We start from the raw sequence: 17,193 nt of genomic DNA, 5'->3' as shown, positions 1-17,193 counted from the left end.
TTTTCCCCTACTATTAGAAAAAGCGTCGAGACTTCGACGCCAGATCTTCCTTATTTTTTTGGAACTACTTGGCAAATCGTTAACCGTTCTTCTGCGATTAATTCATCGATCCTAGCTTCGACATCCTTAAGGGTTATTCCTTCAAGCGTTGGCACGACAGCAAATAGATCCATTTCATTGAATGCGTAACGGGTAAATTGATTCGCAATAAATTCTGGTGAGTTCAAGGCTCGTAAAAAATGTCCGATTTTCTTTTTCTTTGTTCTATCAAGGCTTTCAGAAGAAAATGCACTTCCCTCTTTTGCTTGAAGGAGGATCCTTTTTAGTTCTTCTGCTAACCGGTCCGGATCACTCGTGTCTCCTCCAATCATCGCAAATCCAAATCCTTGTTCTTGAGTATAGTCATAAGAGAACGTGTCGTCAATTAATCCTTCGTTATACAGAAATTGATAGTTGTCAGAGCTTTTTCCAAAGAGGAGGTCTAATACGATATTAATTGAAATTTCCTTCTTCAGTAGCTCCTCTCCCTTTTCATTAACGACGAATCCTTTAATTCCTAACAGACATTTCGATGTTTGGACATTCATTTCTAACACTTTTTTCTTTTCCGCGACAATTTCCATTTCATCATCAAATTTACGCTGGATTTCAGGCATATCTTTGTATTCTTTTTTTGCTTGATTTTGCTTAATATCCTCTAACATGCTCTCAGGATCAACTGGTCCAACAATAAACAATAACATATTGCTCGGATGATAGAATGTCTCGTAGCATTCATAAAGCATATCCTTCGTTATATGGGAAATGGATTCGACTGTACCTGCAATATCAATTCCTACAGGGTGCTTTTCATACATATTTTGGATCAGTCCAAAGTATAGCCTCCAATCCGGATTATCCTCATACATCCGAATTTCTTGCCCAATAATACCTTTTTCTTTTTCAACTGTCTTTTCAGTAAAATAAGGCGCTTGTACAAAGTCGATTAACGTTTCTAAATTTTTATCGACATTTGATGTACTTGAAAACAAGTAGGCTGTTCGAGTAAAGGATGTGAATGCATTGGCGGAAGCACCTTGTTGGCTAAATTGTTGAAAAACATCGCCATCCTCTTTTTCAAAGAGCTTATGCTCTAAAAAGTGAGCTATTCCATCTGGTACCTTAACGAACTCATCCTTGTTAAGTGGCTTAAAGTGGTTATCAATGGAACCGTACTTGGTAGTGAAAGTAGCGTATGTTTTATTAAAGCCCTTTTTCGGTAAAATATAGACGTCTAAGCCATTTGCAAGCTTCTCATACGTCAATTCTTCTTGAAGCTGGTCAAATTGAATTTTTTCCATTATTCGCCCGCCTCCATTCCTGATAAAAAGTAGACCGTATCTAAATGTACTTTATTCGCAACAGCCATGACTTCTTCCTTCGTCGCTTTTTCCATTTCTTCTAGCCATGTATCAAGGGAAATATTCGAATGTGACACGACATTGTGGTATAGTACTTCAATTAACCCTCTTGAGGTATCGATTGTCTCTAGTAGTTGATTGCGAATAACCGCTTTTGTTTGTTCAAGCTCTTGAGTAGTGAAGTCCCCTTGCTTCATCGCATCCATTTGTTCTTTAATGATCGTAATCGCTTGATGATAGTTTTTCGTATCAATTCCAGACATGACCATCATCAGTCCTTTATGGCTTTCAATTCTGCTCGCTGCATAGTAGGCTAAACTTGCTTTTTCTCGTACATTAATAAATAGCTTTGAGTGGGAAAATCCACCAAAAATCCCGTTAAACACTTGAAGAGCATAATAGTCTGAATCTCCATACACGACATGTGTTCGGTAGCCCATGTTAAGCTTTCCTTGGTTCACTTCTTGAATCTCTTTTATTTCTTTTTCTTCAACAGGTTGTTCCCCTTGAATTACACGAGCTTTGACTGGCTCTCGATCATTAAACTGTAAAAGCTCCCTAGCATATTGCTCAGCTTCCTGTTCATTTACATCCCCAATTACATAAAGATCTAATTCATCTTCAGCTAGGGCTTTTTGGTAATATTGATAGAGACTTTCTGGTGTAATATTTTCGACCTCGTCTTTGTTCCCATGAACATGTAAAGAGTATGGCTCTTCTTTACACATTTCCTCGACTAATCGAAAATTCGAATACCTCATCTTATCATCGAATAATGATTGGATTTTCTGTTTTAAGGATCGTTTTTCATTTTCTACCGTCTCTTTATGAAATGCATGATTGGAAGCATTGGGATTTGTTATTATGTCTGATAGTAATTCAAATGCTCTTCTTAATAATGGAGTTTGATCAGATAAAAACTTTTCATTTGCAATTTCTAGTGTAATCGAAATGATATGGTATTCTCCCTTTTTCGATAAGTCGACAAACAAAGTCGCCCCATATAAATCGTCTAAATAGGTTCTTAGCTTTGTTGTGGTAGGGTAAGTTGCCGTATTACTTTGTAGTACATAAGGTAATAACGCTCGATTTGTCACGTCAGTTTGATTAAGGGGAGCCTTCATCTTCCAAACGATCGTATTTGTTTTATATTTCTGTGTATTGACGATATGCAATTGATATCCATTCATTTGCTTGATTGACTCAGCGATAATAGTCATCGTCCGTCCTCCTTATTTCACAGTTCTCATCTATCTTCATCTCAATACAGACACACTGTTCATTATTTTATCCTATGTATATAAACATATTCTTACTATACCTTGATAAGAATTTATATTTCAAGTTATTGGCTATAAAGGAATCGTTTTCTTGCATCTGTAACAAGAGATTCCTATCTTTTTTTGCCAATCTACTTACCAATCAGATGAGACGGCGGTCTGATAGAGTAGAAAAAAGCCTCATCCTGCTGAAAGGATGAGGCTTCAATCCGTATTATCTTTTTCCTTTTTCATATGGCGTACCTAATGCTTTAGGAGCTTCCGCACGTCCAACGAATCCTGTCAAAGCAAGTATCGTTAATACATATGGTGCAATAATTAAGAATACAGAAGGAATTTCCTTCAATAAAGGAATTTGTGCCCCTGTAATACTTAATGACTGGGCAAATCCAAAGAATAAAGCTGCTCCCATTGCACCTAGTGGATGCCATTTTCCGAAGATCATCGCTGCTAGCGCTAAGAAACCTTGTCCAGAAATTGTGCCTCCTGTAAAGTTTCCTGAAATGGAAAGTGCATATACAGCTCCACCAATCCCTGCAAATACACCAGAAATCATTACCCCAATATAACGCATACGATTCACATTAATCCCCATCGTGTCTGCCGCCATTGGATGTTCCCCAACCGCACGTAAACGTAATCCAAATGGAGTTTTATAAATGAGATACCATACTAAAATAGCAACGATAATTGCGATATACGAAGTGTATGGAACCCGTGAAAAAAGAATCTCACCAACTACTGGAATATCAGATAAAAATGGAAGATCTTCTTTATTTATACGAAAATCAATGAAGTCTGTTTGACCTTTGTCAAAAATCTTTTTTATTAAGAATAAAGATAAACCAGCTGCTAAAAAGTTGATCGCCACACCACTAACCACTTGGTCAGCTCGTAGTGAAATACTAGCAACCGCGTGTAGCAATGAAAACAACCCAGAGGCCAGCGCTGCAACAAGGATGGCAATCCATGGAGAGGCCGCTCCTACTGTATCCTGAATTAAAAGCGTAGTTAGAACTCCAGAAAATGCACCAAATAACATGAGTCCTTCCAAACCAATATTTACAACCCCAGAACGTTCACTAAATACTCCCCCAAGAGCTGTAAAGACCAGTGGAGCTGCCGTGTATAAGGTAGCAGGAATAATAATCGCTAAGATATCTAAGAAGCTCATAATTATTTCCCCTCCTTACTGAAACGAGAAAGTATTAAACGAATTAAATAGCTTGATGCCACAAAGAAAATGATTAGGGCAATAATGATATCAATTAATTCTGATGGTACATTTGCATCAAAGTTCATTTGTGGAGCTGCTGTGCTTAATCCACCAAACAATAATGCCGCAATGATAATACCAAATGCATTATTCGCTCCTAATAGAGCAACGGCGATTCCATCAAATCCAGTTCCAGTAAATGCTGATAATACCGTCATGTTTTGGAAAGTTCCTAATCCTTCCATCGCTCCTGCAATACCAGCAAAAGCTCCAGAGATCGTCATCGAAAGAATGATGTTACGTGACACATTCATTCCCGCATACATTGAGGCATGCTGGTTGAAACCAACAGCTCGTAGCTCGTAACCAATTGAAGTCTTTTCAATTAGGAACCACATGATGATTGAAGCGATAATAGCAACGACAATCCCCCAGTGTAAGCGAGAGCCATCTGTCAATGATGAAAGCAAGGAAGACGATAACGAAGCAGTTTCATCAATTTTATAGGATTTTTCATTTCCTGCGTATAAATACTTTTTAATCAATGCAGCCGTTGTATATAGGGCTACATAGTTTAGCATGATCGTAACAATTACTTCATGAACCTTGAATCTTGCTTTTAAAAATCCTGGAATTAGCCCCCAGAACCCACCAGCAAGAGCGGCTACTAAAATAGCGACTGGAATATGAAGAACAGTTGGTAGGTCTAGAGCATATCCAACCCATACAGAAGCTAACCAACCGATCAACAGTTGTCCTTCTACACCGATATTAAATAGACCTGTTTTAAACGCAAAAGCAACTGCAAGACCAGCTAAGATTAATGGAGTCGCCGCGCGAATCGTTTCACCAATTGCTTTCGGACTTCCAAACATTCCATTAAATAATGCTGAGAAGCCTGCTATTGGATCGTAATTCCCAAGCAACATGATAATTGCTCCAACGATCATACCAAGAGCGGCAGCAATTACAGGTACAATCGCATTGAAAAGTTTTTCATTTTTTAAAAGCTTTTGCATTATGAAACACCTTCACTTTCTTTCTTACCACCGGCCATGAGCAAACCTAATTCTTGCTCGTTTGTTTCCTTAGGGTCGACGATAGCGACGATTTTCCCTTCATAAATAACAGCGATCCGATCACTTAGGTTCATAACCTCTTCTAGCTCAAAGGACACTAATAGAACAGCTTTCCCTTTATCCCTCTCTTCAATCAGCTTAGAGTGGATAAATTCGATAGCTCCAACATCAAGTCCACGTGTGGGTTGAGCCGCAATTAAGAAATCTGGACTGCGATCAACCTCACGTGCGATAATCGCTTTCTGTTGATTTCCTCCAGAAAGTGCTCGTGCTGGTGTAAACTCGGAAGGAGTTCGAACATCATATTCAGAAATTAAGCTTTTCGCTTTCGTGAAAATTTTATTGAAATTAAGCTTTCCAGAGTTAGAGTAAGGCTTTTGATAGTAGGTTTGAAGTACCATATTTTCTCCAATACTGAAGTCTAGTACTAAGCCATGCTTATGACGGTCCTGAGGAATATGACCAATACCTGATTCAGTTACTTTTCTTACAGGTAAATTGGTAATGTTATTTCCTTTTAGTTTAATGGTCCCTGACTTCACCTTTCGAAGGCCCGCAATCCCTTCAATTAACTCGGACTGACCATTTCCATCTACTCCAGCTATTCCTAATATCTCTCCAGCTTTTACATCTAACTTTAGTCCATTAACACTCGGAATATTTCTAGAATCTAGAACAACGAGTTGATCTATATCTAAAACAACATCTTTAGGTGTTGCTTCTTTTTTCTCTACTTTAAAATGAACTTCACGGCCAACCATTAAGGAAGCCAGTTCATCCGGGTTTGACTCTGACACATTTACAGTGCCAATCCCTTTTCCTTTACGGATAACCGTACATCTGTCACACACTTCCATAATTTCTTTTAACTTATGGGTGATCAATATGATGGATTTTCCTTCTTCAACAAGTCGAGACATAATTTGAATAAGTTCTTTTATTTCCTGAGGTGTTAACACAGCTGTAGGTTCATCAAAAATTAAAATTTCTGCACCACGATATAAAGTCTTTAGGATTTCTACACGTTGTTGCATTCCAACTGAGATATCTTCGATCTTCGCATACGGATCAACTGCTAGCCCGTAGCGTTTTGAAAGTTCTGCAATTTTCTGTGCTGCTTCATCAATGCTGATTTTTCCACCTTTAGTAGGTTCACTACCTAAGATGATATTTTCAGTTACGGTGAAGTTATGAACTAACATAAAATGCTGGTGAACCATTCCAATTCCAAGTTCATTTGCGATGTTTGGGTTTGTAATGTTCACTTTATTACCTTTTACTCGAATTTCACCTTTTTCTGGTTGATATAAACCAAATAGGACATTCATTAAAGTAGATTTTCCTGCACCATTCTCTCCTAGTAATGCATGAATTTCACCTTTTTCAACTTGTAAAGTTATATTGTCGTTGGCAACGATGCCCGGAAATTCTTTGCGAATGTTTAACATTTCAATAACATAATCTTGCATTTTTTATCACTCCCAAATCGCAAAGGTAGTTGAATTAATTATTAAAACTTATATTTTCACATGATCACACCATGTGAAAATATAAATGAATAATCAGATTATTTCAAAAAGCACTTAAAAAGCTGAAATGTGAAGGCTAGTAGTTATCCACTAGCCTTCACAACTAAACCGTTAGATTACTTGAACGTTTTGAATTCTTCGTCTGTTTTAGGAACAGTAATTTCGCCAGCTAAGATCTTTTCTTGGTACTCTTTTACTAGATCAAGAGCTTCTTTACTTACGTTTTCAGTTGTAGGAGCAATCCCAACTGCATCCTCTTCAAGACCGAATACTGTTTCTTTTCCACCAGGGAATTTTTCATCTAGAGCCATTTTAGAAAGCTCATATACAGCAACGTCTACACGCTTAATCATAGAAGTTAATGTTACGTTCTCAGGCATACCTTCTTCATGTTGGTCACGGTCTACACCGATTACCCAAACATCTTCACCGTTTGCTTTACGGTTCTTAGCTTCAGTGAATACACCATTACCAGTACCACCAGCAGCATGATAAATAATATCCGCACCTTGTGTGTACATAGTAGAAGCGATGCTAGTTCCGATTTCTGGCTTGTTGAAATCACCAGCATATTGTGAAATTACTTCAATATCAGGGTTCACAGATTTAACACCAGCTTTAAATCCGTTCTCGAACTTTTTGATTAATGGAGAGTCAACTCCACCTACGAATCCAACTTTGCCAGTCTTTGAATGTTTAGCTGCAACAACCCCAACAAGGAATGAGCCTTGTTGCTCTTCAAATGTAACGTTTGCCACGTTGTCTAACCAAACTGTGTTCCAGTTTTCATCAGCTAAAAGGCTATCGATTAATGCAAAGTGTGCTTCAGTGTTTTGCTCAGCAGCTGTTTGAACTGCATCTTCTAGTAGGAATCCTGCTGCGAAAGTTAAGTCATAACCACCATCAGCAAATTTACCTAAGTTTGGAATATAATCTGCTTCTTTTTCAGACTGTAAGTAACGGAAGCCTTTGCCTTCTTCTAGGCTATATTCATCACCGAACTTTTTAAGACCTTCCCAAGCAGATTGGTTGAATGACTTATCATCAACACCGCCTGTATCTGTTACAAGACCAACTTTAAAGTCAGGAGCATCCTTTGAAGCTCCTCCTTCTTCTTTACCTTCGTCTTTCCCACAAGCTCCTAAAATCGTTCCAGCAGCAAGGACAAGTGAAAGAGCTAAACCTAATTTACGCTTTTTCAAGATTTGTACCCCCTAGAAATTTAGTATGATTGGTAGTAGGAAACCTCTTCCAACAATAATGTTTTCGCTTTCATTGCTTTCAAAAAATTATATTCTCTTTCTCAAGACATGAAAGCTAAACTTATCTGCTCGAAAATAGTTTACCGAAAAAAGGATTGGCTCATCCATTTCATCAAAATGCATTTGTTTCAGAACAAGCAACGCCGTCTCAGGCTCACAATCCAAAATAGAAGATATTTTTTCATGATAACCAACTGGTTCAATTTGAGCCACCGCATAAGTTATTTTCCTGTTTGCTTCTTCCTCTAGAATCTTAAAGAGCGATTCTCGTCCATGTGAGAACGTGTCAGGAAGTATTTTCTCTGGTACTTTATCTACGCAGTATACAACCGGCTCTCCATTTGCAGTTCGAACTCTTTCGATGACCACGATTGCTTCTTCTTCCATGCATGCGAATCTTCGGATATCCTCTTCAGCAGCATTTTGAGTGGCTGAGCTTAAAAAAATCGTTCCTGGCTTCATTCCTGCCTGTTCAATCATACTTGTCACACTATATAACTGTTCAATACCTGAAGTGAAAAGAGGCTTCGCATTTACAAACGTTCCTACTCCATGGCGCCTTGTGATAACGTTTTCTTCTTCTAGAATACGTAACGCTTCACGAAGTGTCGCACGGCTCACTCCAAGCTCTTTCGCTAGTTCAAATTCCGATGGCAGCTTTTCCTTCTCTTTATACAAGCCGCCTTCGATATCTCTCTTCAAGCGATCGATGACTTGTAAATATAAGTGTCTGTTATCTGACTTAATGGACATGCAGGTTTCCTCCAAGACTTTTTCTCAAGACATCAGACCTCTGATGTTCAATCTTTCCTACTAATCGAAAATAATATAACACTTTTTTCGTAATAAATAAATAGAGATTTCGAATAATGTCGAAAAAGTTAGGTCTTTCGTTGCTATTTATACATATTTAGGAAGTTGAAATCGCAATTCAATCCAGTATCTCCTATTTACGGGAAATATGCGCATTTGAAAGCGTTTTTAATAGTATGACATGTAAGTAGAAAAAGCCGGTATATACCGATTAATTTCGTTTGTTGCCAATAGATTCAGATATCATTGATCGGTCTCTTTGATGATTATTTGAGGAGAATTGAGAAGGGAAATAGAGTGATTTCCGCTCATGGTTTTTGCCCATCAGTTTCGGAGATTATTTTTTCATACTATTTCTCTATACAAAAACGACTGTAGACAATCACAAAAATAATTTGTGTTTGACTACAGTCCTATTACCTGTGTTCACCGATTTATGCCTATGAGCTTGCTTCTTCTTTCGGTTTTGTTACGAGTACTGCTCTTGGCTTACTTCCCTCATATGGGCCGACAACCCCTCTTGCTTCCATTTCATCAATTAACCGAGCAGCTCTTGTATAACCAATTCTAAAACGTCTTTGTAGCATGGAGACGCTTGCTGTTTGCATCTCGAGAATTAACTCAACTGCCTCATCATACAGATCATCATCCACCTCTATCATTGTTTCTGGGACATCCTCTGGAATCATTTCTTCCTGGTATTGAGCCTTTTGTTGTCCAATGACAAAATCCACTATTTCTTCCACTTCCTCATCGGATAAGAAAGCTCCTTGAACGCGGATAGGCTTAGAAGCACCAACAGGTAGAAACAGCATATCCCCTCTTCCAAGTAGCTTCTCGGCTCCACCCATATCGAGGATTGTTCTTGAATCGGTTTGAGAGGAGACGGCAAATGCAATTCTCGATGGAATATTAGCTTTAATGACGCCTGTAATGACGTCTACAGATGGCCTTTGTGTCGCTATAATTAAGTGAATTCCTGCTGCGCGAGCCATTTGCGCTAATCGCGTGATGGCGTCTTCCACATCTGAAGAGGCAACCATCATTAGATCTGCAAGCTCGTCCACAATCACTACAATATAAGGAAGTAATGGCTGCTTATCTCCCTCTTCAGCATTGTGTCGCTTGACATGCTCATTATATCCCTCAATATTCCTTGTACCTGTATGGGAAAATAACTCATAGCGTCTCTCCATTTCACCTACCACTTTTTTTAGTGCTTGTGACGCTTTTTTCGGGTCGGTTACGACGGGTGCTAACAAATGTGGGACACCATTATAGACATTGAGCTCTACCATTTTTGGATCAATCATCATTAATTTGACTTCATGCGGTTTGGCACGCATTAAGATACTCGTAATGATTCCGTTAATGCATACACTTTTTCCACTACCTGTTGCACCAGCAACAAGTAAATGGGGCATCTTGTTTAGTTCAGCTTGGACAGCTTCACCTGTGATATCCCTACCTAACCCTATTAATAATTTTGCTTCTGGCTTCTCATTTTGCTTCGACTCGAGTACTTCTCTAAGCGAAACCATCGCTACTTCTGAATTTGGCACTTCAATTCCAATAGCGGATTTACCTGGAATTGGTGCTTCGATTCGTATGTCCTTTGCTGCTAATGCAAGTGCCAGATCATCACTCAAGTTTACAATCTTACTCACTTTAACCCCTACATCGGGATGAACCTCATATTTCGTAACAGCTGGTCCTAAGTGAACCTGAGTTACTCGTGCTTTCACACCAAAGCTCTGAAAAGTTCTTTCTAGCTTAGCCGCATTGGCATGGATTAATTCATACTCACCACTTTGATCTGTTTGCCTTGGCAATTTCAATAGTTTGATTGGGGGCAGTTCGTAATCAGTATTTTCAACTTCAGTGAATGTAATGGGTGGTGAGGTTTCTTCCTCTATTTTTACTTTTTCTTCATTCTCTGTCTTTCTATGTGTCTTTGGAATGCCAAGATCTAGCTCTTGCTGCTCATATGCTCTTTCAGCAAAACTAGAAATAAGCGGTTCGGACGGCACTCGCTCTTCTTCTTGGACTCGACTATTGATTTGAATTACTGCTTCCGTTTTCTCTTCTTCTTGGCGAGAGTGCTTGTCTGCTTTTCGTGCTTCCCGTTGATCAACTAGCTTTTGCTTCCATTCCTTTACGTCTGAAGTGAACGCATTCCATTGATTTTTAAAAAATCGGCCGATTGAAACAAACAGTTTTCCCACTGTTTCACCAAATGTTTTACCTGTGAGTAAAATAAACCCTATCAAAATTAGAACGACAGCAATCATTCGAGTGCCTGCTTCATCAAAGAGAAAATAGGAGATAGCAAACAAGAGAGCACCTGTCATTCCTCCACCAAGGTCCGTAGTACTCGTTTCCCCTCTTACTTCCATCCAAAATAATTCCCAAGTGTTCGCTATCACACTTGGATTATCAAATTTTCCATCGTTTGAAAGCAGATGGAACAATGTAATGTGGCTTAATAGAAGGATTGCAGCAACCATTAAGTAAACACCAATTAGCTTATTGTGGAACAAAAAAGGGCGTTCTCGCTTCCACATTAAGTAACCGCTGTATACTATCAATCCAATTAAGCTTAAGATATACCATTCTCCCATAAAAAAACGAAAGAATAGTACAGTCGATTTCCCAACCGCACCAAGCTTTGCCATGGAAATTAGCGAGAGTGCTAATAAGAGAAGAGCGATTAATTCGAATTGGATGGTCCTTTTCATAGTGTCTTTTTTTCTTGTTTGTCTTTTCTTGTTCTTGGCCATTTGATCACCTTGTTATTATGTAGATTACGATGGTAAAAAAGAAAGCAGCCTATACTTGGGCTGCTTTTTCTTCATCTAGTAATTCTATTATAGCTTATCTAGAAAGTGGGAACAATGCTAGGCATAAGGAATTTTTGCCCCTGGAATACACCTGCTATCTAGGTAATGACTTGGATCGCTACTTAAAACGCGAATGACTTGATAGCATTGATCCTCTCCCATCTCAACTAAAAGGGGAATCCCATCATAAGATACGACCTTGTGCTTTTCCATTTCCGACGGCTCTGTAGGATAGACTAATTCTTGCGGCATCATCGTATATAGGATCATTGCACAATCCCCTCATTTTTATTATTATTCATCTCGATTAATTCATTCAGCTTTTTCATCGCTTGACCTACTCCACCTACTGCATCAATTAATCCATACTCCACAGCATCTGTTCCAATTACATTTGTACCAATATCTCTAGTTAAATTTCCTTTATCGAACATTAAGTCCTTAAATTTCCCCTCTGAAATATTCGAGTGTTTCGTCACGAAGCTTACGACACGCTCTTGCATCTTATCTAAATATTCAAAGGTTTGAGGTACTCCGATAACAAGTCCCGTTAAACGGATCGGGTGAATTGTCATTGTAGCTGTTTCTGCAATAAAGGAATAATCACAACTAGTTGCTATTGGAACACCGATCGAGTGACCTCCACCAAGTACAATCGATACGGTAGGCTTAGATAATGAGGCTAGCATCTCAGAAATAGCCAATCCAGCTTCCACATCTCCCCCCACTGTATTTAATATGACTAGTAAGCCTTCAATCTTTGGGTTTTGCTCGATTGCGACAATTTGCGGGATGATATGTTCATATTTAGTTGTTTTATTTTGTGGTGGTAATTGAATATGGCCCTCAATTTGACCAACGATTGTTAAACAGTGGATCTTTGAGTCCTGAGAGAGCTGAGGAACATTCGTTTGACCTAATTGCTGTATTTTCTCCATCAATCCTGATGGTTTGTTTTCTTCTTTTGGCTGACCTTGACCTTCTTCCGCATTCTGGTTATTTTGCATATCCATCCTAACTTTCTCCCTTCAAGCATGATACAACTAGTATGAATCCAATTGCTGGTTTTCATGCGAAGACGTGGAAGAAATATCAGCAAAGGAAAAATATTGAAACAAACTGCTTTCACAAACCGTCATGTTTTTATACCATGATGAGTTCACTTCTTCCGTATAAATCCAGAAAAATGCCGCCATCTAAGAGAAGTCATTGACAAAGTCCTAAATAGGAAAGTTGATTTATAGGGCCGGTTGATTTCCACTCCAGGATGCTTCGCTTTCCGCGGGGGCGTGCGGTGAGCCTCTCAGCGCTAAAGCGCCTGCGTGGTCTCCACCTGTCCCGATGTTCCCGCAGGAGTCTACGCACCTTCCGTTCCAATCAACCTAGTGCTACTAGACCTCTATACTAGACAAACAATAATTCGTTCAATTCCCTGACTTTTTAAGGGAATTGAACGGTTTATATTTTTTAATATAGGTAATCAAATTTGCAATGGGTGATACCCATAATGTCATAGCAACAATCAATCAAACTAAGTCCTTATACGGGACTCTTTGACTAATGGGACAACAATAGAAGCAAAAGAGGACGACAAAACAAAAATAAAGCCAGACTAATTCCAAATAAATGGAATTAGTCCAGCTCTTTAAATGTTAAACTTCCATAATTATTGGAAGAATCATTGGTCTGCGCTTTGTTTTTTCATAAAGGGATTGGTTTAATACATCGCGCATATCCTGCTTAATGGTCGACCAATCGAACGATGGAGCAGCCAGGTTTTTTTCAACGATTTCTTTTACTAATTTCGTCGATTCTTCCATTAACTTTTCTGATTCTCGTACATACACAAATCCACGAGAAATGATTTCTGGTCCAGCAGTAATTTTCTTTTCAAATTTATTTAATGTAACGACTACGATAAGAATTCCATCCTGGGAAAGTAATCGGCGATCACGTAAAACTATATTTCCAACATCACCAACGCCACTTCCATCTATTAAGACATTCCCTGATGGAATTTTCCCAATCGGTTTCATCGTATCATCTTTGATTTCAATAACTTCCCCTTTTTCAGGAATAATGATCCGATCATCTGTTAATCCGCACTCCTTCGCTATCTTCATATGCGCTTTTAGCATTCGGTATTCTCCGTGCACAGGAATAAAAAAGCGAGGATTCATTAAATTCATCATAAACTTTAGTTCTTCTTGGCTTCCATGACTTGATGTATTCATAGAGCCTTTAATTACAGTTGCACCAGCTCTATAAAGCATATCTACCGTTTTATAGATAAAAACTTCATAGCCTTTAAGCGGGGAAGCAGCTAGAAATACAGTATCGCCATGCTGAATGTTTACTTGCTTATGGACTTGTTTTGCCATTTTTTGTAGTGCTTCAATTGGTTCTCCTTGCATTCCAGTCGTTAAGATAACCAGTTCATTGTCTTGACATTCCTTCATCTCGGAAACTGGGATGATTAACTCCTCTGGAACATGTAAATACTCAAGGTCAATGGCTATATCATTTATTCGTTGTAAGCTCTTCCCGACTACTACTACTTTTCTTCTACTTTCATAGGCTGCATCCAATACATGTTGAATTCGATTCAAGTCAGATGCAAAGCATGCTGCAATAATTCTTCCTTCAGCATTGTAAAATTGATCTTTAAGCTCTCTTGCGATTATTGCTTCAGATACTGTATAACCCGGCTTTTCCGCTTCGGTACTATCTGATAAAAGACAAAGAACCCCTTTTTCTCCTATGCTTGCCATCTTTCCGATTTCTGGTTTATATAAATCTCCTACAGCTTGATCAAACTTAAAATCTCCAGTATGTACAATGGCTCCTTCAGACGTATGTATGCAAACACCTACCGAGTCTGGAATACTGTGTGTCGTTTTAAAAAATGAAATATCCACCGTATCAAATGAAAGAATTGTCTGAGAAGTAATTTCAATAAACTCCGCTCCACCTTTAAAATCTTGTTCTTTCATTTTCGCCTTAGCAAGTGCGTTCGTTAGTTTTGTCCCATATACAGGTACTTTCAGTTCCCGAAGGATATAGGATAAAGCTCCGATGTGGTCCTCATGGCCGTGGGTAAGAAAGATCCCTTTCACACGATGCTTATTCTGCTTTAAATAGGTGAAATCTGGGATAACAATATCAATACCGAGCATTTCATTCTCTGGGAACATGAGTCCTGCATCTATAACAAAAATGTCCTCGTCCACTTCGACTAGATGCATATTCTTCCCAAGCTCACCTACTCCACCTAGTGCCATTAGCTTAATACTTTCGTTCTTTCTCTTAATCAATTTGAGTTCCTCCTATGCCTGCGCTGTTCCGATCGAAATCAGTTATGATTATTATACTTGAACAATGAAATCCTTTACAACCAAAATTATCTAATTCTAATAGCCTCTCACACGTAACAATTCCATTGAGACATACGAGAGAAGGGAACGAACGGTTCGATTAGGAATGTTTTTCATGAAGCGTGTCCTGCTCACAAGTCACATGGCTGAGCTGAGCAAATGAAAAGAGGCTTTTAAAAGGGGAATTTTCCTAGCCTTTTAAAAGCCTCTTATTACCTTTGAAATGCCTATTCTTTATGAAAGCTCATTTTTCAATAAGTTAATTAATTCTAATCGTTCTTGTTCCGTTAGGGGCACTAACGGAAGTCGAACCGAGCCTGTATCTAGCCCTTTCAATTGAAGAGCCGTTTTGACTGGCGTTGGACTAGGTGCAGTGAAAAGTCCTTCCATTACTGGGAGGAGCTTTTGGTGAAGAAGAGCTGCTTTTTCCGTATCACCCGAATAAAACGCCTCGATCATCGCTTGCATTTCATTTCCGATAATATGAGATGCAACAGATACAATTCCTACCCCTCCTATAGAAAGAACAGGTAAAGTAAGCCCATCATCCCCACTATAAAGTAAAAATTCATCAGCTGTATTTGCGATAATTTCTGTCATAGCATTTAAGTTTCCACTTGCTTCTTTTACAGCAACGATATTGTCTATCTTAGATAAGCGGATAATTGTTTCAGGGGATATCGTAACGACAGAGCGACCCGGAATGTTATAAACCATTACAGGCAATTTCGTGCTTTCAGCAACCGCTTTAAAATGCTGATATAAGCCTTCTTGATTTGGTTTATTGTAATATGGAGCCACAATCATGACCGCATCTACACCAATTTCCTCTGCTTTTTTCGTAAGCTCAATGGTTGCATAGGTGTTATTACTACCTGTTCCAGCAATAACGGGAACTCGTTTATCCACTACCTTTACTACATGACGGAATAATGCCAGCTTCTCTTCTTTTGAAAGTGTCGGAGACTCACCTGTTGTTCCTGCAACGACAAGTGAGTCTGTACCATTCTCTATTAGATAATTTACTAGGTGTGTTGTTTTGCTAAAGTCAATATGACCTTTACTGTCAAAAGGGGTTACCATTGCCGTTGAAACGCGACCAAATAATACCATTATTCCACTCCTTAAACCTTGCTTAATATTCTGTTCGCTCGAATTCAGATAGCTCTTGCTCTAGCTGAAACGCATCATGTAACGCATTTACAGCCTTTACAAGGTCTTCTTCTTTCACAAGAACCCAGATGGTTGTATGACTGTCTGCCGATTGGAGGATGCGGATTCCCTGCTCTGAAAGCGCCGTTACGATCCTGGACGTTACCCCAGGAACACCTGCAATTCCCGCACCTACTACAGAAACCTTTGCACATTCTCTTTCAACAACCGGCTCATGGCCGAGGCTCTTGAGTACAGCGATTGCTTTTTCCGTAACCTCTTCCGTCACCGTATATGTTACACCGTTCGGAGAAATATTGATAAAATCAACGCTAATCTGCTCATTTGCCATTGCTTTAAAGACTTCAGTTTGAAGATTGTATTGATCTTTTTTTGCGAATACTTTAATTTGCGTGACAGACGAAAGATGAGCAATACCTGTCACCATTCTTTCTTTAATATCACTACCACGATTTTTATTAATAGTCGTTACAAGCGTACCAAGACCATCAGAATAAGTGGAACGGATGCGAATTGGCACTTTCGCTTGCATGGCAATTTCGACGGCACGTGGATGAATCACCTTCGCACCCTGATAGGCCATATTGCAAACCTCTGTATAAGTAACAACCGATAAGGGTCTTGCATTTTCAGCAATCCTAGGATCAGCTGTCATAATGCCCTCTACATCTGTAAAAATATCAATCCACTCTGCGTCTAATGCTGCTCCTAATGCAGCAGCAGAAGTGTCACTTCCACCACGTCCAATTGTCGTTGTATCTCCATTTTCATTTGCACCTTGGAAGCCTGCTACAACAATCACGTCATGATCCTTTAATTCCTTTAATAGACGATCACACTTCATTTCAACGATTTTCGCATTCGTAAAGTCATTATTCGTTTTGAATCCTGCTTGAGCACCTGTAAGGGCAGATGCTTTTAAGCCATTTTCTACTAGCATATTTGTGAAAACAATACTTGAAATCGTTTCACCGCACGAAAGTAGAAGGTCAGTTTCTCGTTTGCTAATTTTCGCATGGCTGCTACCAACTAGAGATAAGAGTGTATCCGTAGCATACGGTTCACCTTTTCTCCCCATTGCTGATACGACAACCACTACTTTATAGCCCTCTTTCACTGCCTTTTGAATATGATTCTTTGCATGATTCCGACTTTTTTCGTCTTTGACTGAAGTGCCTCCAAATTTCTGAACGATTATCTTCATCGTAACACCTCTAAGCGTTTCAA

General features: G+C 39.0%; 13 protein-coding genes. All 13 read right to left on the bottom strand.

Going from position 1 to position 17,193, the window contains the following annotated elements; translation table 11 throughout:
* Positions 1-50: 50 nt before the first annotated feature.
* On the bottom strand, positions 51-1,340 hold the full coding sequence (yfmH, locus tag LS684_RS08580; RefSeq protein WP_233811192.1) for an EF-P 5-aminopentanol modification-associated protein YfmH: 1,290 nt from the start codon (positions 1,338-1,340) through the stop codon (positions 51-53).
* Positions 1,340-2,620: an EF-P 5-aminopentanol modification-associated protein YfmF gene (gene yfmF / locus LS684_RS08575; protein ID WP_233811191.1), complete on the bottom strand. Its 1,281-nt coding sequence runs from the start codon at positions 2,618-2,620 to the stop codon at positions 1,340-1,342. Before yfmF ends, yfmH begins: the two co-directional genes overlap by 1 nt.
* Before the next feature lie 274 nt (positions 2,621-2,894).
* Positions 2,895-3,854 (bottom strand): ABC transporter permease, encoded by a 960-nt coding sequence (locus LS684_RS08570; RefSeq protein ID WP_233811190.1) that lies wholly within the window; start codon positions 3,852-3,854, stop codon positions 2,895-2,897.
* A 2-nt stretch (positions 3,855-3,856) separates the two neighbouring features.
* A complete protein-coding gene (locus tag LS684_RS08565; RefSeq protein ID WP_233811189.1) occupies positions 3,857-4,915 on the bottom strand; it encodes an ABC transporter permease in 1,059 nt (352 codons plus the stop codon).
* Positions 4,915-6,444, bottom strand: a complete 1,530-nt coding sequence (locus tag LS684_RS08560; protein WP_233811188.1) for an ABC transporter ATP-binding protein — start codon at positions 6,442-6,444, stop codon at positions 4,915-4,917. Before LS684_RS08560 ends, LS684_RS08565 begins: the two co-directional genes overlap by 1 nt.
* Before the next feature lie 176 nt (positions 6,445-6,620).
* A complete protein-coding gene (locus LS684_RS08555) occupies positions 6,621-7,706 on the bottom strand; it encodes a BMP family lipoprotein (protein WP_233811187.1) in 1,086 nt (361 codons plus the stop codon).
* An 87-nt stretch (positions 7,707-7,793) separates the two neighbouring features.
* Positions 7,794-8,519: a GntR family transcriptional regulator gene (locus LS684_RS08550; RefSeq protein ID WP_233811186.1), complete on the bottom strand. Its 726-nt coding sequence runs from the start codon at positions 8,517-8,519 to the stop codon at positions 7,794-7,796.
* Between the two features lie 500 nt (positions 8,520-9,019).
* Positions 9,020-11,359, bottom strand: coding sequence for a DNA translocase FtsK (locus LS684_RS08545; protein ID WP_233811185.1), 2,340 nt, complete (start codon positions 11,357-11,359; stop codon positions 9,020-9,022).
* A 117-nt stretch (positions 11,360-11,476) separates the two neighbouring features.
* Complete coding sequence (locus LS684_RS08540) at positions 11,477-11,689, bottom strand: YlzJ-like family protein (RefSeq protein WP_233811184.1); 213 nt, start codon at positions 11,687-11,689, stop codon at positions 11,477-11,479.
* Positions 11,686-12,432: a ClpP family protease gene (locus LS684_RS08535; RefSeq protein ID WP_233811183.1), complete on the bottom strand. Its 747-nt coding sequence runs from the start codon at positions 12,430-12,432 to the stop codon at positions 11,686-11,688. The genes LS684_RS08540 and LS684_RS08535 overlap by 4 nt, the downstream gene beginning before the upstream one ends.
* Before the next feature lie 639 nt (positions 12,433-13,071).
* On the bottom strand, positions 13,072-14,733 hold the full coding sequence (locus LS684_RS08530; protein WP_284701586.1) for a ribonuclease J: 1,662 nt from the start codon (positions 14,731-14,733) through the stop codon (positions 13,072-13,074).
* Positions 14,734-15,027: 294 nt separating this feature from the next.
* The gene (dapA, locus tag LS684_RS08525; protein WP_233811182.1) at positions 15,028-15,906 is read right to left on the bottom strand and encodes a 4-hydroxy-tetrahydrodipicolinate synthase; all 879 of its coding nucleotides are present in this window, start codon (positions 15,904-15,906) and stop codon (positions 15,028-15,030) included.
* Positions 15,907-15,928: 22 nt separating this feature from the next.
* A complete protein-coding gene (gene dapG, locus LS684_RS08520) occupies positions 15,929-17,170 on the bottom strand; it encodes an aspartate kinase (protein ID WP_233811181.1) in 1,242 nt (413 codons plus the stop codon).
* Positions 17,171-17,193 lie beyond the last annotated feature (23 nt).

The organism is Cytobacillus spongiae, assembly GCF_021390075.1.
The sequence above is the reverse complement of the archived record's forward strand: the minus strand, read 5'-3'. Positions and strand labels throughout refer to the sequence as shown.

What these genes read in the sequence shown, in the direction of transcription:
- dapG (WP_233811181.1), bottom strand. Translation starts at nt 17,170, where the DNA reads ATGAAGATAATCGTTCAGAAATTTGGAGGCACTTCAGTCAAAGACGAA.
- LS684_RS08560 (WP_233811188.1), bottom strand. Translation starts at nt 6,444, where the DNA reads ATGCAAGATTATGTTATTGAAATGTTAAACATTCGCAAAGAATTTCCG.
- LS684_RS08565 (WP_233811189.1), bottom strand. Translation starts at nt 4,915, where the DNA reads ATGCAAAAGCTTTTAAAAAATGAAAAACTTTTCAATGCGATTGTACCT.
- LS684_RS08535 (WP_233811183.1), bottom strand. Translation starts at nt 12,432, where the DNA reads ATGGATATGCAAAATAACCAGAATGCGGAAGAAGGTCAAGGTCAGCCA.
- LS684_RS08550 (WP_233811186.1), bottom strand. Translation starts at nt 8,519, where the DNA reads ATGTCCATTAAGTCAGATAACAGACACTTATATTTACAAGTCATCGAT.
- LS684_RS08570 (WP_233811190.1), bottom strand. Translation starts at nt 3,854, where the DNA reads ATGAGCTTCTTAGATATCTTAGCGATTATTATTCCTGCTACCTTATAC.
- yfmF (WP_233811191.1), bottom strand. Translation starts at nt 2,620, where the DNA reads ATGACTATTATCGCTGAGTCAATCAAGCAAATGAATGGATATCAATTG.
- LS684_RS08545 (WP_233811185.1), bottom strand. Translation starts at nt 11,359, where the DNA reads ATGGCCAAGAACAAGAAAAGACAAACAAGAAAAAAAGACACTATGAAA.
- LS684_RS08540 (WP_233811184.1), bottom strand. Translation starts at nt 11,689, where the DNA reads ATGATCCTATATACGATGATGCCGCAAGAATTAGTCTATCCTACAGAG.
- yfmH (WP_233811192.1), bottom strand. Translation starts at nt 1,340, where the DNA reads ATGGAAAAAATTCAATTTGACCAGCTTCAAGAAGAATTGACGTATGAG.
- dapA (WP_233811182.1), bottom strand. Translation starts at nt 15,906, where the DNA reads ATGGTATTATTTGGTCGCGTTTCAACGGCAATGGTAACCCCTTTTGAC.